Source organism: Microbulbifer maximicatervae (SeqCode) (assembly GCF_056231245.1).
On the sequence record NZ_CP174334.1, the window covers coordinates 480079 to 494013 of the forward strand.

Here is a 13935-nt window from a genome sequence, read left to right on the forward strand (position 1 = left end):
TGCATTGAGCAGTAGGGCCATCCCACGCTGGGAGCCTTTGGTCCTACTCATAAGTCTGGGCGCTGTGGTATCGAGTTTTACAAGCCTCTACTCAAGCCCGCTTTACCGAGGGAACACCATGTTTGATTCATCTGTCACTTTAGCTTCTTACGACCCGGAAATTTGGGAAGCCATCCAGGAGGAAGACTCTCGTCAGGAAGACCATATCGAGTTAATCGCCTCTGAGAACTACACCAGCCCAATGGTAATGGAAGCTCAGGGCAGCAGCCTGACTAACAAGTATGCCGAGGGCTATCCAGGCAAGCGTTATTACGGCGGTTGTGAGTACGTGGACAAAGTGGAAACCCTGGCCATTGAGCGCGCCAAGGAGCTGTTTGGTGCTGACTACGCCAATGTGCAGCCGCACTCAGGATCACAGGCTAATGCGGCTGTTTACCAGGCGCTCTGCGCCCCAGGTGACACTGTACTGGGCATGAGTCTGGCCCACGGTGGCCACCTTACCCACGGTGCCCGCGTTAACTTTTCCGGCAAGATCTACAATGCAGTGCAGTACGGTCTGAACCCGGAAACTGGCGAAGTGGATTACGAGGAAGTTGAACGCCTGGCGCTTGAGCACAAGCCGAAGATGATCGTGGCTGGTTTCTCTGCCTATAGCCGAGTGATGGATTGGGCGCGTTTCCGCGAGATCGCTGACAAAGTGGGTGCTTACCTGTTTGTGGATATGGCTCACATTGCAGGCCTGGTTGCCGCTGGTGAGTATCCCTCCCCAATCTCCCACGCCGATGTTGTGACTTCTACTACTCACAAAACCCTGCGTGGCCCCCGCGGCGGTATCATCCTGGCGCGCGCCAACGAAGAAATTGAGAAGAAGCTCAACTCCGCTGTATTCCCCGGTGGTCAGGGTGGCCCGCTGATGCATGTGATCGCGGCGAAAGCGGTTTCTTTCAAAGAGGCCATGACCCCTGAATACAAGGCCTACCAGAAGAAGGTTGTGGAAAATGCCCGCGCAATGGCGGAGACCTTCCTCGATCGCGGTATCAACATTGTATCCGGTGGGACCGATGATCACCTGATGCTGGTTGACCTGATTGGCAAAGAGTACACCGGTAAGGATGCGGATGAAGCCCTGGGTAACGCCAACATCACCGTTAATAAGAACGCGGTACCCAACGATCCGCGCTCTCCTTTCATTACCAGCGGCCTGCGTGTTGGCACTCCGGCAATCACTACTCGCGGCTTTGGTGTAAAGGAAACCCAACAGCTCACTCACTGGATCTGCGACGTGCTGGACGCACTGGAGAAAGGTGATGTTGAAGCCACTATCGCCGATGTGAAGCAGAAGGTTCTGGGTATTTGCGCAGAGTTTCCTGTGTATAAAAAAGGCTGATCAGCACTGCTGACAAAAAAGCGGCTCATAGAGCCGCTTTTTTTATGTGTCCATGTTGAATTTGCGATGCACTGTGGCTGTGCGTGCCGCGGTCACACAGTGCAACGGCTGTGGTAAACTGCGGCCCATTTTCCATTCCGGGGATAATCCCACATGCACTGTCCGTTCTGCAGCGCAGAAGAAACAAAAGTAGTCGATTCCCGATTGGTGGCTGAGGGCGACCAAGTACGCCGCCGGCGCGAGTGCCTGGAGTGCCACGAGAGGTTTACCACATTTGAAACTGCGGAGCTGCTGCTGCCGCGAGTGATCAAGCAAAACGGCCAGCGCGAGCCGTTTAATGAAGACAAGCTGCGCGCGGGTATTCAGCGCGCTGTGGAAAAGCGCCCGGTGAGTATTGAGCGGGTGGAGTCGGCGGTATCTCAAATAAAACACGCCCTGCAGGCGACCGGAGAACGGGAGTTGCCGGCGCGTGCTATTGGTGAATTGGTGATGGAGCAGCTGCGTGAGCTGGACCAGGTGGCCTATGTGCGCTTTGCTTCTGTCTATCGCCGTTTTGAGGATGTCAGCGAGTTTAGAGAAGAGATTGAGCGACTGACCAGTAAGGGATCGAAGACAGAATGAGTCAAACTGTTGTACACAGTGCGGAAGCACTGATGGCCCGCGCTATTCAGTTGGCAGAGCGCGGTCTCTACACCACTATGCCGAATCCGCGAGTGGGCTGTGTGATTACTGACGGGGATGGCAATGTTGTCGGCGAAGGCTGGCACAAGCGGGCCGGCGAACCCCACGCTGAGATCGAAGCCTTGAGTGATGCCGGCGACCTGGCTCAGGGGGCTACGGTTTATGTCACTCTTGAGCCCTGCAGTCATACCGGCCGCACAGGTCCCTGTGCCGAGGCGCTGGTAAAGGCCGGCGTGGCCCGGGTTATTTACGGAATGCAGGATCCGAATCCGAATGTCAGCGGTGCCGGATTGCAAATATTGCGCGATGCTGGGATCGAAGTGGAAGGCCCCATCCTGGAAGAGAGGTGTCGCGCTCTAAACCCCGGCTTTATCAAGCGTATGACCCTGGGACTGCCCCTGGTGCGAAGCAAATCCGCCATGAGCCTGGATGGGCGCACCGCTATGGCCAGTGGGGAATCAAAGTGGGTATCGGGCCCTGCGGCTCGCGCCGATGTACAGCGCCTGCGTTCTCGCAGTTGTGCAGTGATCACCGGGGTTGAGACGGTGCGTTTCGACAATCCCAATCTCAATGTGCGCGCCGATGAAATGGCACTGGAAATGCTGGCCGCAGAGCGAGCCGCCGAAGTGCAGCCGCTGCGGGTAATTGTTGACAGCCAGCTGCGCACCCCAGCGAGAGCCTTTATTTTGCAGGGGGATGCCCCCACATTGGTGTGCACGACAGAGCGCGCGGAGGCCGAGCGCCGCGAGCGTATTGAGAAAACGGGTGCGGAAGTCGTGGTTTTACCCCACGACAAAGAGGGCCGCGTAGACCTGCTCGCCCTGCTCAAGGAGTTGGCGCGACGCCAGTGCAATGAAGTTTTGGTAGAGAGCGGTGCGACCCTCTCTGGTGAATTCCTCTACCGGGGCCATGTCGACGAAATAATTGTTTATATGGCGCCAAAACTGCTGGGTAGCACCGGGCGACCGCTGTTTGAACTGCCTATCGAGCGTATGGGCTCGATGCTGCCGATTACGATTACCGATATGCGCGCAGTTGGTCACGACTGGCGCATTACTGCAACAACCGATATCGAGCGCTGATGTTTACCGGAATTATTGAAGCCTTAGGCGAGATTGCAGAGTTAAAACCCCAGGGCGGCGACCTGCGTGTGCGTGTGCGCAGCGGTAAGCTGGATCTGGGTGATGTGCAACTGGGGGACAGTATTGCCACCAATGGTGTTTGTCTCACGGTTGTTGACCTGCCCGGTGATGGTTACTGGGCGGATGTCTCTGCGGAAACCCTGGATGTGACAACGGTGGGCCGCTGGAAAAAAGGCGACCGGGTCAATCTGGAAAAAGCACTAACACCCCAGACCCGCCTGGGTGGACACATTGTCAGCGGCCATGTGGATGGTATTGGCGAGGTGGTATGGCGCAAGTCCGAGGCTCGCGCCGAGCGATTCCGCCTGCGCGCACCGGAAAACCTGGCTCGCTATATTGCCCATAAAGGGTCTATCACCGTCGACGGCACCAGCCTCACGGTCAATGCCGTGGATGGGGCTGAGTTTGAACTCACCATAGTGCCACACACGTTGCAGGAAACGATTATGGCCGGCTATACCGCCGGTACTCGGGTCAACCTGGAAGTGGACCTGATTGCGCGCTACTTGGAGCGGCTACTCCTCGGTGATGAGGCAGCCAAGCCTAGTGGTGGGGGTATGACCCTCGAATTTTTGGCCCAGAACGGGTTTTACAAGCGCTAAAGATGGGCCGTGCACCACGGCGAAAACAGCAGCGATAGCCGCTCTATTTGCAATTGATAAATTTATCCAGAGTTAACCATGGAACTAAATACGGTTGAAGAACTGATCGACGATATCCGCCAGGGCAAAATGGTAATCCTGATGGATGATGAAGATCGCGAGAACGAGGGCGACCTGGTGATGGCTGCGGAGCAGATTCGCGCTGAAGACATCAACTTTATGGCCACTCATGCCCGTGGCCTGATTTGTATGCCCATGTCCAAAGAGCGCTGTGAGCAGTTGGACCTGCCGCTGATGTCGCGGGACAACGGAGCCCAGTTCAGCACCAACTTCACCGTATCCATTGAGGCGGCAGAGGGTGTCACCACCGGTATTTCCGCCGCCGATCGCGCGCGCACGGTTCGCGCCGCTGTGGCCAGAAATGCCAAGCCCAGCGATATTGTACAGCCCGGCCATATCTTCCCCATTATGGCCCAGCCCGGAGGTGTATTAAGCCGCGCAGGCCACACCGAAGCCGGTTGCGACCTGGCCCGCCTGGCGGGTTTTGAGGCGGCTGCGGTGATTGTTGAGATCATGAATGAAGACGGCACCATGTCCCGCCGCCCGGACCTGGAAAAGTTCGCGAAAGAGCACAACCTGAAGATCGGCACTATCGCCGACCTGATTACCTATCGCGCCCTGAATGAGAAAACCGTCGAGTGCGTTAATGAGCGCAAGGTGCGCACCGAGTTCGGTGAGTTCAAGCTGCGCACTTATCTCGATAAGGCCCGCCGCGAGCGCCACTTTGCCTTTGTTAAAGGCGACCCCACCCCAGAAGAGCCGACCCTGGTTCGTGTGCATGTGGGAAATACTCTGCGCGATGTGCTTACGATTCAGCGCGGCGATGAAAAATTCACCCCGTGGACCTTCCGTCGCGCGATGCAGCGTATTGAAGAAGAGGGCAAGGGTGTTGTGGTACTGATCTGCCACAACGAAACCACCGAAGAAATCGAAGAGAGTATTGATTGGCTGATCAGCGGCAAGCAACAGCGCCCTAGCCAGGACCTGGTGTACAAGCAGGTAGGTACCGGTTCGCAAATTCTGCGGGATCTCAAGGTGCGCAAAATGCGTCTGATGAGCGCACCGTTCAAGTTCAGTGCTATTTCCGGGTTTGATCTCGAAGTAGAGGAATACCTGAACGTAGAGGCGCCGCAACCCTAATAAAAGAGTAACAATACTGAAGCGCCGCTACTGTCCTGATAGCGGCGGCGATGGACAAGAAATACGGATTGAAAATTATGAGCAATATTCAAGTGATCGAAGGGGACTTTGTCGGCAGTACGGGCAAATACGCACTGTTGGTGAGCCGCTGGAACAGCTTTGTGGTTGAAAGCCTAAAGGATGGTGCACTGGACACCCTGCGCCGCAAGGGTATCAAGGATGAAGATATCACTATCTACTACGCCCCGGGCGCATTCGAATTTCCCCTGGCGGCACAGAAGCTGGCTGAGACTAAAAAGTTTGATGCCATTATTGCCCTGGGTGCGGTTATCCGTGGTGGCACCCCGCACTTTGAGTATGTGGCTGGCGAGTGCACCAAAGGCCTGGCTCAGGTATCCATGAATACTGGCATTCCCGTCACCTTTGGCGTGCTGACAGTGGACTCCATTGAGCAGGCTATCGAGCGCTCCGGCACCAAGGCTGGCAACAAAGGTTGTGAAGCTGCCGAAACCGCCCTGGAAATGGTTTCCCTACTCGGCAAGATTTAATTGCCGGCGCGCCGGCACAAAAGGTGTGTCGGTGCAGCCCATTCTGTGAAGTATCTACCGGAAAAGACAATGACCGTAACTGCATCCGCCCGCCGTAAGGCACGTCACTACGCCATGCAGGCGCTCTATCAGTGGCAGATGGCCGGCGCCAGCCTTAATTCCATTGAGGCCGAGTTTCACGCCGATAATGATATGAGCAAAACCGACGTGGAATATTTTCGTGATATTTTCCACGGCGTAGCGAAAAACCTCGATGAGGTAGAGGGCGCTTACACGTCGCACCTGGATCGCAAAGTGGAAGACCTGGACCCTGTATCCCGCGCGCTGTTGCGCATGGCCACTTACGAGCTGAAAAACCGTATCGATGTGCCTTACAAGGTTGTCATTAATGAGGCGGTGGCCCTGGCGAAAAAATTTGGTCCCACCGATGCCTTCAAGTTTATCAATGGCATTTTGGATAAGACCGCTGCGGACCTGCGCTCGGCAGAGGTAGCCGCAGACAAGAAGGGCTGAGCCAGCAATTATGTCTAAAGCGCCGGGGGAGTTTGAGATCATCCGCGATTACTTCGCCCGCGCTCCCCAGGGCGAAGGTGTAGCCCTGGGGATTGGCGATGACTGCGCGCTCTTGCAAGCACCTGTCAGCGGGCAGTTGGCCACTTCTATGGACACCCTGGTAGCAGGCCGTCACTTCCCCGCAGGTGCTGACCCATTCATGGTTGCGAGCCGTGCACTGCGTGTGAATATCAGTGACCTGGCGGCAATGAATGCCCGCCCCCTCTGGTTTACCCTTGCCCTGACCTTACCCGATAGCGACTCCGTTTGGCTGGAGAAATTCGCCAGTGGCCTGCTGGAAACTGCTGGCAAGTTTGGGGTTTCCCTTGTGGGTGGTGACACTACCGCTGGCCCCTTGTCCATTACGATTCAGGTGATCGGCCATACCGAAAAGCCCCTCCGGCGGGATGGCGCTTCTGTCGGCGACAATATTTATGTGAGCGGCCCACTGGGCGCTGCCGCAGCAGCCCTGCCCGTTGTTTTGGCAGAGCGGAATGTGACTGAGTCAGTGCGGCGGGAAGCGGAGCAGGCTTTCTATTTTCCCGAGCCGCAATTAGAAACTGCCAACGCGATTGCAGGCATTGCTACCAGTGCGTTGGATATTTCCGACGGATTACTGGGGGATCTGGGCCATATCTGCAAAGCGAGCGGTGTGGCAGCAGAAATAAACCTGGAGTCTCTGCCCATAGCCCCCCTAGCCAATCGATTGGCAGCTGATACTGCCGTAGAGCTGGCGGCCTGTGGAGGGGATGACTACCAGCTTTGTTTTACCGCACCGGCAGCCGCAGTTGAGCAAGTTCGTCAACTGGGTTTTACACCCATAGGGAAACTCGTTGAGGGGGAGCCGCAGGTACGTTGCTCCTATCACAGCAATCCCTGGGTTGCTCAATCGCCAGGCTATAGGCACTTTTAAGTCATTGTGTAGACCATAGTGCCTTTGTGAGAATTCAATAATATGAGCATTAACAACCCGACATTTTCCCAGCTGTTGCGCGATCCCACCTTACTGTTGGCATTTGGGTTCGGCTCCGGGCTGGCACCCAAAGCGCCGGGTACGTTTGGTACCCTGGCAGCGATTCCTTTTTGGTGGTTGATGAAGGATTTGCCTCCATTCTGGTATCTGGCCATTGTGTTTGTTACCGGTGTGGTAGGTTGCTATCTATGTGGTGCAGCTGCCAAGAAAATGGGAGTTCACGATCACGGCGGTATTGTTTGGGATGAAATGGTGGGCTACTGGCTCACCATGTTTATGGCTCCTGCAGGTTGGGCTTGGGCGCTATACGGCTTTGTCCTCTTCCGGATATTTGATATTGCCAAGCCCCCGCCCATTGGCTGGGCTGATCGCAAGGTGCAAGGTGGCGTTGGGATTATGCTCGACGATATACTGGCCGCCGTTTATGCGTCCCTGGTACTGCAATTAACGGCGTGGGTACTGGGCGCTTAGATTGATAGGGAAGATCAATGCGCAGCTATTTTGTATTTTTTTTAAGTCTCTTGATTGCTCTGAGTGCTAATGCACAGCAGGTTCAATTAAAGGGATTATTTGGCGATAGCGCCATGCTGGAAATTGATGGCCGCCAGAAAATTCTTAAGGCGGGACAAAAATCCCCAGAGGGTGTCACCCTGTTGGAAGCGACTACTCGTTATGCACGGATTAGTGTGTCTGGACGGGAGCAAAAGCTGACCTTGGATGCACCTATAGCAACCAGTTTTGCCAAGGCGGCGAAAGCAGAAGTACGGCTTCCCGCCGATAGCCGTGGACATTATTTAACAAATGCCTGGGTCAATGGCCTGAGAGTGCCGATGATGGTGGATACCGGCGCTACCAATATTGCTATTAATTATCCTACCGCTCGTCGCCTAAGGCTGAATCTGGATAATGCCGAGGAAGTACTAGTCTCTACTGCTAATGGTATTACTAGTGTTTATCGAGTGAATCTTAGCAGTGTCACCATAGGTGGAATCAAAGTTCACAATGTTGATGCGACAGTTCATGCAGATGACTTCCCCCAGGTGGTACTTCTTGGCAACAGCTTTCTCAGCCAGGTTGATATGGAACAGCAGGGCGGTGTGCTGGTACTGCGCGCCCGACACTGATTTAAAGAGGTATTAAGTTGACCATTCGTTTTGTGGAATCCTCAAAACTGCCCACCTCTTGGGGTATGTTTGAGATGCACGGTTTCGAGGAAGTGGAAACCGGAAAAGAGCACGTAGTGCTCACCATGGGTGACTTCGATACCGAAGAGCCTCTGTTGGCCCGTATTCATTCTGAGTGCCTGACCGGGGATGCACTTTTCTCCCTGCGCTGTGATTGTGGTGCCCAGCTACAACATGCGATGCATCGCATAGCGATGGAGGGGCGTGGAGCTATTTTCTATCTCCGCCAGGAGGGCCGCGGTATCGGTCTGTTAAATAAGATTCGCGCTTACCACTTGCAGGATTGTGGTGCGGATACGGTGGAAGCCAATGAGCAGTTGGGCTTTGGCGCCGATATGCGGGATTACTCAATTCTGAAAGCAATGATCGAACACCTGGGTATTCATGCCATTCGCTTGATGACCAATAACCCGCGTAAGGTAAAAGCGCTGGAGGACTTGGGCATCAATGTGACTGAGCGCCTGCCGCACCAGTCTGGGCGCAATCCCCACAATGCCAAGTATTTGTCCACTAAAAAAGGCAAACTTGGTCACCTGATCGAAAATGAGGATGAAGAAGGAAAAGAGGAAAACTAACTTTCACTTTTCTTTAAGCACCCCAATAAAAAAGGCCGGAGTTATCCGGCCTTTTTTATTTTGTAGAAATTAATTAAAACTGGGTTCGAATATTTTAATTTCGCTATTAAACTATTCAGAGGCTTTTAATTCTTAAAGACCTTGCCCCCTTTCATCACAAAATCCACATCTAAAAGTTCATCGATATTATCCAGTGGCGAGCCATCGGTGGCGATAATATCGGCGTACTTACCGGACTCAATGGTGCCCAGTGAATCGCTCATATCGATCAGGTCGGCGGCGTTAACGGTAGCGGATTGCAGGATGGCCATATTGTCCATACCGGCTTCACTCATCAGTACCGCCTCGCGGGCATTGATGCCGTGCTTGGATACACCTGAGTCGGTACCGAAAGCAATTTTTACTCCGGCATTGACCGCTTTACGGAAATTGCCGCGCATGTCTGTGCCAACACGAATGGCTTTTTCCTTCTGAGCCTCAGATAAGACATCGGTATTTTTTGCCAGCTGTACCACAGTATCGCCGGCGAGAAGTGTCGGAACCAGATAAGCGCCGGTTTCTTTAAATAACTTATGGGCGCGGGGACCTGCGTAGGTGCCGTGCTCAATACTGTCTACACCAGCCTCCAGTGCGGCGATAATGCCTTCTTCCTGATGCGCATGACTGGCCACCTTGCGGCCCATACGTTTGGCTGCAAGGACCACCTCTTTTAACTCATCCATTTCCATCTGCTGACCAGTTCCGGTAGCGCGATCGGTGAGCACACCACCGGTAGAGGTAATCTTGATAAAGTCAGCACCATATTTGATCGCATGGCGGGTCGCGCGTCGGCACTCGTAGGGGCCGTCGCATACAGTTTTGGTCTTGTCATCGTGCAGCTCCATTAGCTCTGGACTGACTCCGCTGATATCTGCGTGGCCACCAGTTATTCCCACCCTGCCGGCTGCAAAAATTCGCGGGCCATCTACCCAACCTTTATTGATCGCATCGCGCATCGCATACATTTCTTCACCACTGTTACCAGCATCGCGCACAGTGGTAAAACCAGACTCCAGGGTTCGCATGGCAAACATTTGCGAGCGCATCTGGGTCAGCGGCATGGACATCTTGAGAGCCTCGGTATCATTTTTAGGGCCCAGCTCACCTTGTAAATGCACGTGCATATCCATTAAGCCCGGCATTACGAAACTATTCTTAAGATCAATGACTTCAGCGTTATCCGGGCTTACATAACCGGATCTGACAGCACTGATCTTGCCGTCCTCGATAATTACACTTTGCTCTTGCAAAGGTTTCTCACCGGGAACGGCGAGGAGTGTGCCTGCATGGATAACAGTAGTTTTTGCCAGTGTCGCGGATGAGAGAAGAGTTGCGATGCCGCAGAGAAGGAGACGCTTCATGATTTGTACACCTATTTATTATTTAGGTACACGCTAAATCAATCTGCGGAATATGACAATTGCGAGTTGATTACTTGGTTAGAGCCAGGAAATAGTTTCTAAAAAATGAAAAAAAGGCCGGAAAATCCGGCCTTTTAAAATTTATGAAGAATTAATATCTACGGCGTGGCTGCACAAATACTGCGGTAGTTCGGCCAGGCAGAGTAAAGGTGCCGCTGCTCCTATCAAATTTTACTTTGTGCAGGCGTAAGTCTACTGATCGGCGCTGACGTGGGTGCTTGAACAGGTACTCACCAATAAAGTTTTCGCTGGTAAATTCCAATGATTCGTCATCGCCATTAAACAGCACCACAATACGTTCAAAGCGGCGATCGATGCTGCCACTGGATTCGGATAACTCCATCACAATCAGCCCAGGAATCTGGTCGGGTCCGGTGTTGAGGAAATTAAGGTGTGCCTCTACGGATTCTGCATCAGACAAGCGGAACAGGGGAGAGCTGTTGCGAATCGCCAGTTGCTCGCGGAATAGAGCAGAACTCCACAAGCGGTGCCGGCGCTCGGGAGCCAGTTCCGGGTTTGCCAGTAAAGGTTGCATCAGGGACCAGTTATCTTCATTTTTATCTGCGATAGGTAAACCCGCACCCCAATTATCGGTGGCGAGGCTGAAGTCCAGTGCATTAAACCAGTCACCGGAGTTGTAACTGTCCCGATCCATCGACTTTGAGCGCAGGAAATCCTGGCCTGCGTGGATAAACGGCACTCCCTGGGCGAACAGAACCAGGGAATTACTGAATGCCTGGATACGCACTCGTTCAGCCAAGTCGGCGCTGTCGCTGGCTTTGATCTGTACTCCGTCGAACAGCGTCTCGTTGTCGTGGGCGGCAATATAATTAATGGATTCCTGCGGGTCGGCGGTATAGCCGGTGGGCTGGCCGTTATAGACCAGCTCGCTGCCGGTAATGATATTGCCGTTGGCATCTTCAAAAGGATAATCCGCCAGGTTGCCGGCGAGGGAAACGCGGACTTTATCTGCCAGGGTTAGCAGTGTGGCACGCTCATCTTCTCCCTCAAACTTACCGTTGCTGTCGGTGAACAGACCGGTACCAAAGCCCTGCTCCTCAAAACCTCCAAAGGGGTTGCCGCCACGCACGGAATCGCGCAGGCGATCGTTAAAGGTGCCGACACCGCTGCCGGCCATATTGCCCTGGCGGGCCTGTACAAAGCGAGCATCGTCAGCCACTTCGCCAAAATTCCAGCCCTCGCCGTACAGGTAGATAGCTTTGCCGTCGACACCATCGGCTGCCGGGGTCAGTGATTGCAATGCCGCTTGCGCCTTGAGGATATTGTCGAGGCTGTGATGTCCCATCAGATCGAAACGGAAGCTGTCCACCTTATAGGCCCGGGCCCAGGTGACCAGGGAATCGATCATCAGCTTTTCCATCATGGCGTGCTCACTGGCGGTATTGGCGCAGCAGCTGCTCATTTCCACACCACCCTCCAGATTGCGGCGATGGTAATAGCCGGGGACGATTTTATCGAGTACGGAGTTGTCGTATTGGCCATAGGAGCTGGTGTGGTTGTAAACCACGTCCATCACCAGTCGCAGGCCGGAGTGGGATAGCCCTTGCACCATTTGACGGAATTCGCGAATGCGCGCAGGTCCATCGGGAGCGCTGCTATAGCTGCCTTCGGGGACCGTGTAGTGCAATGGATCGTAGCCCCAGTTAAAGCCATCGGTATCGCGAATAGCATCTACCTGGGCCTGCTGCTCGCTGCTGTCCGGCGCGTAGTCTGAGAGGTCCGGGGTTTGCTGCTGCTGGGTGCGATCCTCATTGACTGTGGCAAAGTCAAAGGCCGGCAGCAAGTGGATATGGGTGAGGCCGGCGTGGGCCAGTTTATTGAGGTGGCGCATGCCGTCGCTGTGCTTGCGGGTGAAAGCCTTGAAGGTGCCGCGCTCTGCTTCGGGGACAGTTTGATCCGCAATACTGAAATCGCGCACATGCAGCTCGTAGATACTGATGTCTTCCGGCTGGGTTAACTTGGGCTTGCGCAGACGATCCCAACCGCGCGGCTTCAGGTCCCGGTCATTCAGGTTAATGATCTGGCTTTTGCCACTATTGATGGAGAGACTCAGGGAATAGGGGTCGGTGACCAGGTTGGTTTCAATCTGGCGGCTGAAGTAGGAGTACACCTCGACCTCATAGAGATAAAAACTGCGGTCCCACTGCTTGTCGATATCGGCACTCCAAACCCCGGTAGATTCATCGCGCAGCATGGATACCACCTGATCGGCGCTGTCGCTGCTGGAGTCTGTAAACAGGTGCAGTTTTACTGCCCGTGCGGTGGGAGCCCAAAGATCGAGCTGGATATTCTCCTCGCCGACACGGGCACCGAGTTCACCGTCGTAGTAAAAGCGATCATCGAGCGCGCCTGCCATCTGCACACCAGTCGCATCCAGTAACGTGCCCTCCGCATCGTAAGCGGCGAGGGCGAGTTGCTGGGTTACCAGATCACTAGTGGAAGCCTGCCCCGGCAATTGCCAGGCACTGAAACTGGCCAGGTGCGGGAATTTTTGTTGGGCGCTGTCGGGCAGGGTGGCGAGAGGGGTGAGATCGATGGTGCCATCGGAACGGATATCACCGTCCTCCAGTTTTAGCTCGGCGCTGTTGCTGTAGTGCAATTTAACCTTGGTGCCTTCCTGCACCTGGATATCCCAGGCAAAGCTGCTGGTATCCACCCAGTGAGCTTTATCGCTGCTCAGGTCACCCTTGGCGAAGCCATCACTACTGACGGTGACTTCTTTACTATTCGAGTCAAAAGCAAAGTAGATTTCGTCGTAATCGGCAGCCACGGTAAAGCTGACGTTAGCTCCATTGTTTCCGTAGCTCTCCTCCCAGCCTTCGTGCAAGGCTACCTTGAATTCATAGGAACCGGCAGGCAGTGCTGAGGTGATAAAGGTGTAGGTGCCATCTCCATCGGCATCCTGCATCCAGCTGCGCAGGCAACCGGGTTGCCAGTCTCCCGGGCACCCCAGCAGGGATTGGAAGTTGCCGGCTACAGTAGCGACCACGCTATTGTGGTTGTCGGCGATCCAGTGACTCTCGTGGTCGTAGATAAATTTAACTTCGCGGGCCTCATCCAGGCTAAGGGAAATATTACCGCCGTCCCGCTGGCCGCCCCAGCCATAATTTTCATCCCAGCTGTTGTTGAGAGCGGCTTTGTACTCCCAGTTGCCGGCGGGTATCCAAAAGTTGCCTTGCCATTTGTCGTCTTCGCTGTCATAGCTGAGCAGGGTGGCGACACAACCTGGTTGCCAGTCGCCATCGCAGCCCAGTTGGCTTTGTAGGTTGCCGGGAATATTGACCTCTGTGGGGTCTGGTGTGTCAGATGCCCACACCGGTATTTGGATGGAGCAGAAGACTGCCCCCAGAATCAGCCCGGCCTTTGTGCCGGGCCCTGTAAATTTTGTTGTTGGCATAGCGCTTCCCATTTTTTGTTGTACTTGTTGCGGTTCTCTCAGTTGGTATTGAATCGCAGTCACGCATTGACGGCCTCCCACCCCGAGGAGGTGGAGGTCTGGGGGAGGTGGTTGGGGGTGTCATAAAACCTTTATAGATTCGTCACTTGGTGGAAATACCCGCAGGAGAAGATGCTTCTCGAGTAAACGCGATGGCGAAAGAAAAAGCCGGAT

At 54.4% G+C, this 13935-nt stretch carries 13 protein-coding genes; 11 read left to right on the forward strand and 2 right to left on the reverse strand.

The window, feature by feature from the left end:
- Positions 1–118 precede the first annotated feature (118 nt).
- The 11 genes from glyA to ribA all read left to right on the forward strand — a co-directional run bounded on the left by glyA (position 119) and on the right by ribA (position 8844).
- On the forward strand, positions 119–1387 hold the full coding sequence (glyA, locus tag ACJJIS_RS02110) for a serine hydroxymethyltransferase (RefSeq protein ID WP_108734578.1): 1269 nt from the start codon (positions 119–121) through the stop codon (positions 1385–1387).
- A 153-nt stretch (positions 1388–1540) separates the two neighbouring features.
- On the forward strand, positions 1541–2008 hold the full coding sequence (gene nrdR, locus ACJJIS_RS02115) for a transcriptional regulator NrdR (RefSeq protein ID WP_108734577.1): 468 nt from the start codon (positions 1541–1543) through the stop codon (positions 2006–2008).
- Positions 2005–3150, forward strand: coding sequence for a bifunctional diaminohydroxyphosphoribosylaminopyrimidine deaminase/5-amino-6-(5-phosphoribosylamino)uracil reductase RibD (gene ribD / locus ACJJIS_RS02120; RefSeq protein ID WP_445362541.1), 1146 nt, complete (start codon positions 2005–2007; stop codon positions 3148–3150). The genes nrdR and ribD overlap by 4 nt, the downstream gene beginning before the upstream one ends.
- Complete coding sequence (locus tag ACJJIS_RS02125; RefSeq protein ID WP_108734575.1) at positions 3150–3812, forward strand: riboflavin synthase; 663 nt, start codon at positions 3150–3152, stop codon at positions 3810–3812. The genes ribD and ACJJIS_RS02125 overlap by 1 nt, the downstream gene beginning before the upstream one ends.
- Before the next feature lie 78 nt (positions 3813–3890).
- Positions 3891–5012: a bifunctional 3,4-dihydroxy-2-butanone-4-phosphate synthase/GTP cyclohydrolase II gene (gene ribBA, locus ACJJIS_RS02130; RefSeq protein WP_413663385.1), complete on the forward strand. Its 1122-nt coding sequence runs from the start codon at positions 3891–3893 to the stop codon at positions 5010–5012.
- 77 nt (positions 5013–5089) lie between these two features.
- Positions 5090–5560: a 6,7-dimethyl-8-ribityllumazine synthase gene (gene ribH / locus ACJJIS_RS02135; RefSeq protein WP_108735355.1), complete on the forward strand. Its 471-nt coding sequence runs from the start codon at positions 5090–5092 to the stop codon at positions 5558–5560.
- A 69-nt stretch (positions 5561–5629) separates the two neighbouring features.
- Entirely contained in the window at positions 5630–6073 is a 444-nt protein-coding gene (gene nusB, locus ACJJIS_RS02140) for a transcription antitermination factor NusB (RefSeq protein ID WP_282931196.1), read from the forward strand.
- Between the two features lie 10 nt (positions 6074–6083).
- Entirely contained in the window at positions 6084–7025 is a 942-nt protein-coding gene (gene thiL, locus ACJJIS_RS02145; protein ID WP_475709365.1) for a thiamine-phosphate kinase, read from the forward strand.
- A 42-nt stretch (positions 7026–7067) separates the two neighbouring features.
- Positions 7068–7556: a phosphatidylglycerophosphatase A family protein gene (locus tag ACJJIS_RS02150; RefSeq protein WP_445361096.1), complete on the forward strand. Its 489-nt coding sequence runs from the start codon at positions 7068–7070 to the stop codon at positions 7554–7556.
- Positions 7557–7573: 17 nt separating this feature from the next.
- On the forward strand, positions 7574–8209 hold the full coding sequence (locus ACJJIS_RS02155) for a retropepsin-like aspartic protease family protein (RefSeq protein ID WP_444918235.1): 636 nt from the start codon (positions 7574–7576) through the stop codon (positions 8207–8209).
- 17 nt (positions 8210–8226) lie between these two features.
- Positions 8227–8844, forward strand: coding sequence for a GTP cyclohydrolase II (ribA, locus tag ACJJIS_RS02160; protein ID WP_108734569.1), 618 nt, complete (start codon positions 8227–8229; stop codon positions 8842–8844).
- 125 nt (positions 8845–8969) lie between these two features.
- On the opposite strand, the gene ACJJIS_RS02165 is transcribed toward ribA, so the two are convergent.
- Both ACJJIS_RS02165 and pulA read right to left on the reverse strand, forming a co-directional pair.
- Positions 8970–10244 (reverse strand): amidohydrolase family protein, encoded by a 1275-nt coding sequence (locus tag ACJJIS_RS02165; RefSeq protein WP_475709366.1) that lies wholly within the window; start codon positions 10242–10244, stop codon positions 8970–8972.
- A 151-nt stretch (positions 10245–10395) separates the two neighbouring features.
- Positions 10396–13722 carry a pullulanase-type alpha-1,6-glucosidase gene (gene pulA / locus ACJJIS_RS02170; protein WP_475709367.1) on the reverse strand — a complete coding sequence of 1109 codons (3327 nt, stop codon included), beginning with the start codon at positions 13720–13722 and terminating at the stop codon, positions 10396–10398.
- Positions 13723–13935: the final 213 nt, after the last annotated feature.

Bases quoted from the DNA above. Each gene is read 5' to 3' on its own strand.
- glyA (WP_108734578.1), top strand. From the start codon at position 119: ATGTTTGATTCATCTGTCACTTTAGCTTCTTACGACCCGGAAATTTGG.
- nrdR (WP_108734577.1), top strand. From the start codon at position 1,541: ATGCACTGTCCGTTCTGCAGCGCAGAAGAAACAAAAGTAGTCGATTCC.
- ribD (WP_445362541.1), top strand. From the start codon at position 2,005: ATGAGTCAAACTGTTGTACACAGTGCGGAAGCACTGATGGCCCGCGCT.
- ACJJIS_RS02125 (WP_108734575.1), top strand. From the start codon at position 3,150: ATGTTTACCGGAATTATTGAAGCCTTAGGCGAGATTGCAGAGTTAAAA.
- ribBA (WP_413663385.1), top strand. From the start codon at position 3,891: ATGGAACTAAATACGGTTGAAGAACTGATCGACGATATCCGCCAGGGC.
- ribH (WP_108735355.1), top strand. From the start codon at position 5,090: ATGAGCAATATTCAAGTGATCGAAGGGGACTTTGTCGGCAGTACGGGC.
- nusB (WP_282931196.1), top strand. From the start codon at position 5,630: ATGACCGTAACTGCATCCGCCCGCCGTAAGGCACGTCACTACGCCATG.
- thiL (WP_475709365.1), top strand. From the start codon at position 6,084: ATGTCTAAAGCGCCGGGGGAGTTTGAGATCATCCGCGATTACTTCGCC.
- ACJJIS_RS02150 (WP_445361096.1), top strand. From the start codon at position 7,068: ATGAGCATTAACAACCCGACATTTTCCCAGCTGTTGCGCGATCCCACC.
- ACJJIS_RS02155 (WP_444918235.1), top strand. From the start codon at position 7,574: ATGCGCAGCTATTTTGTATTTTTTTTAAGTCTCTTGATTGCTCTGAGT.
- ACJJIS_RS02165 (WP_475709366.1), bottom strand. From the start codon at position 10,244: ATGAAGCGTCTCCTTCTCTGCGGCATCGCAACTCTTCTCTCATCCGCG.
- pulA (WP_475709367.1), bottom strand. From the start codon at position 13,722: ATGCCAACAACAAAATTTACAGGGCCCGGCACAAAGGCCGGGCTGATT.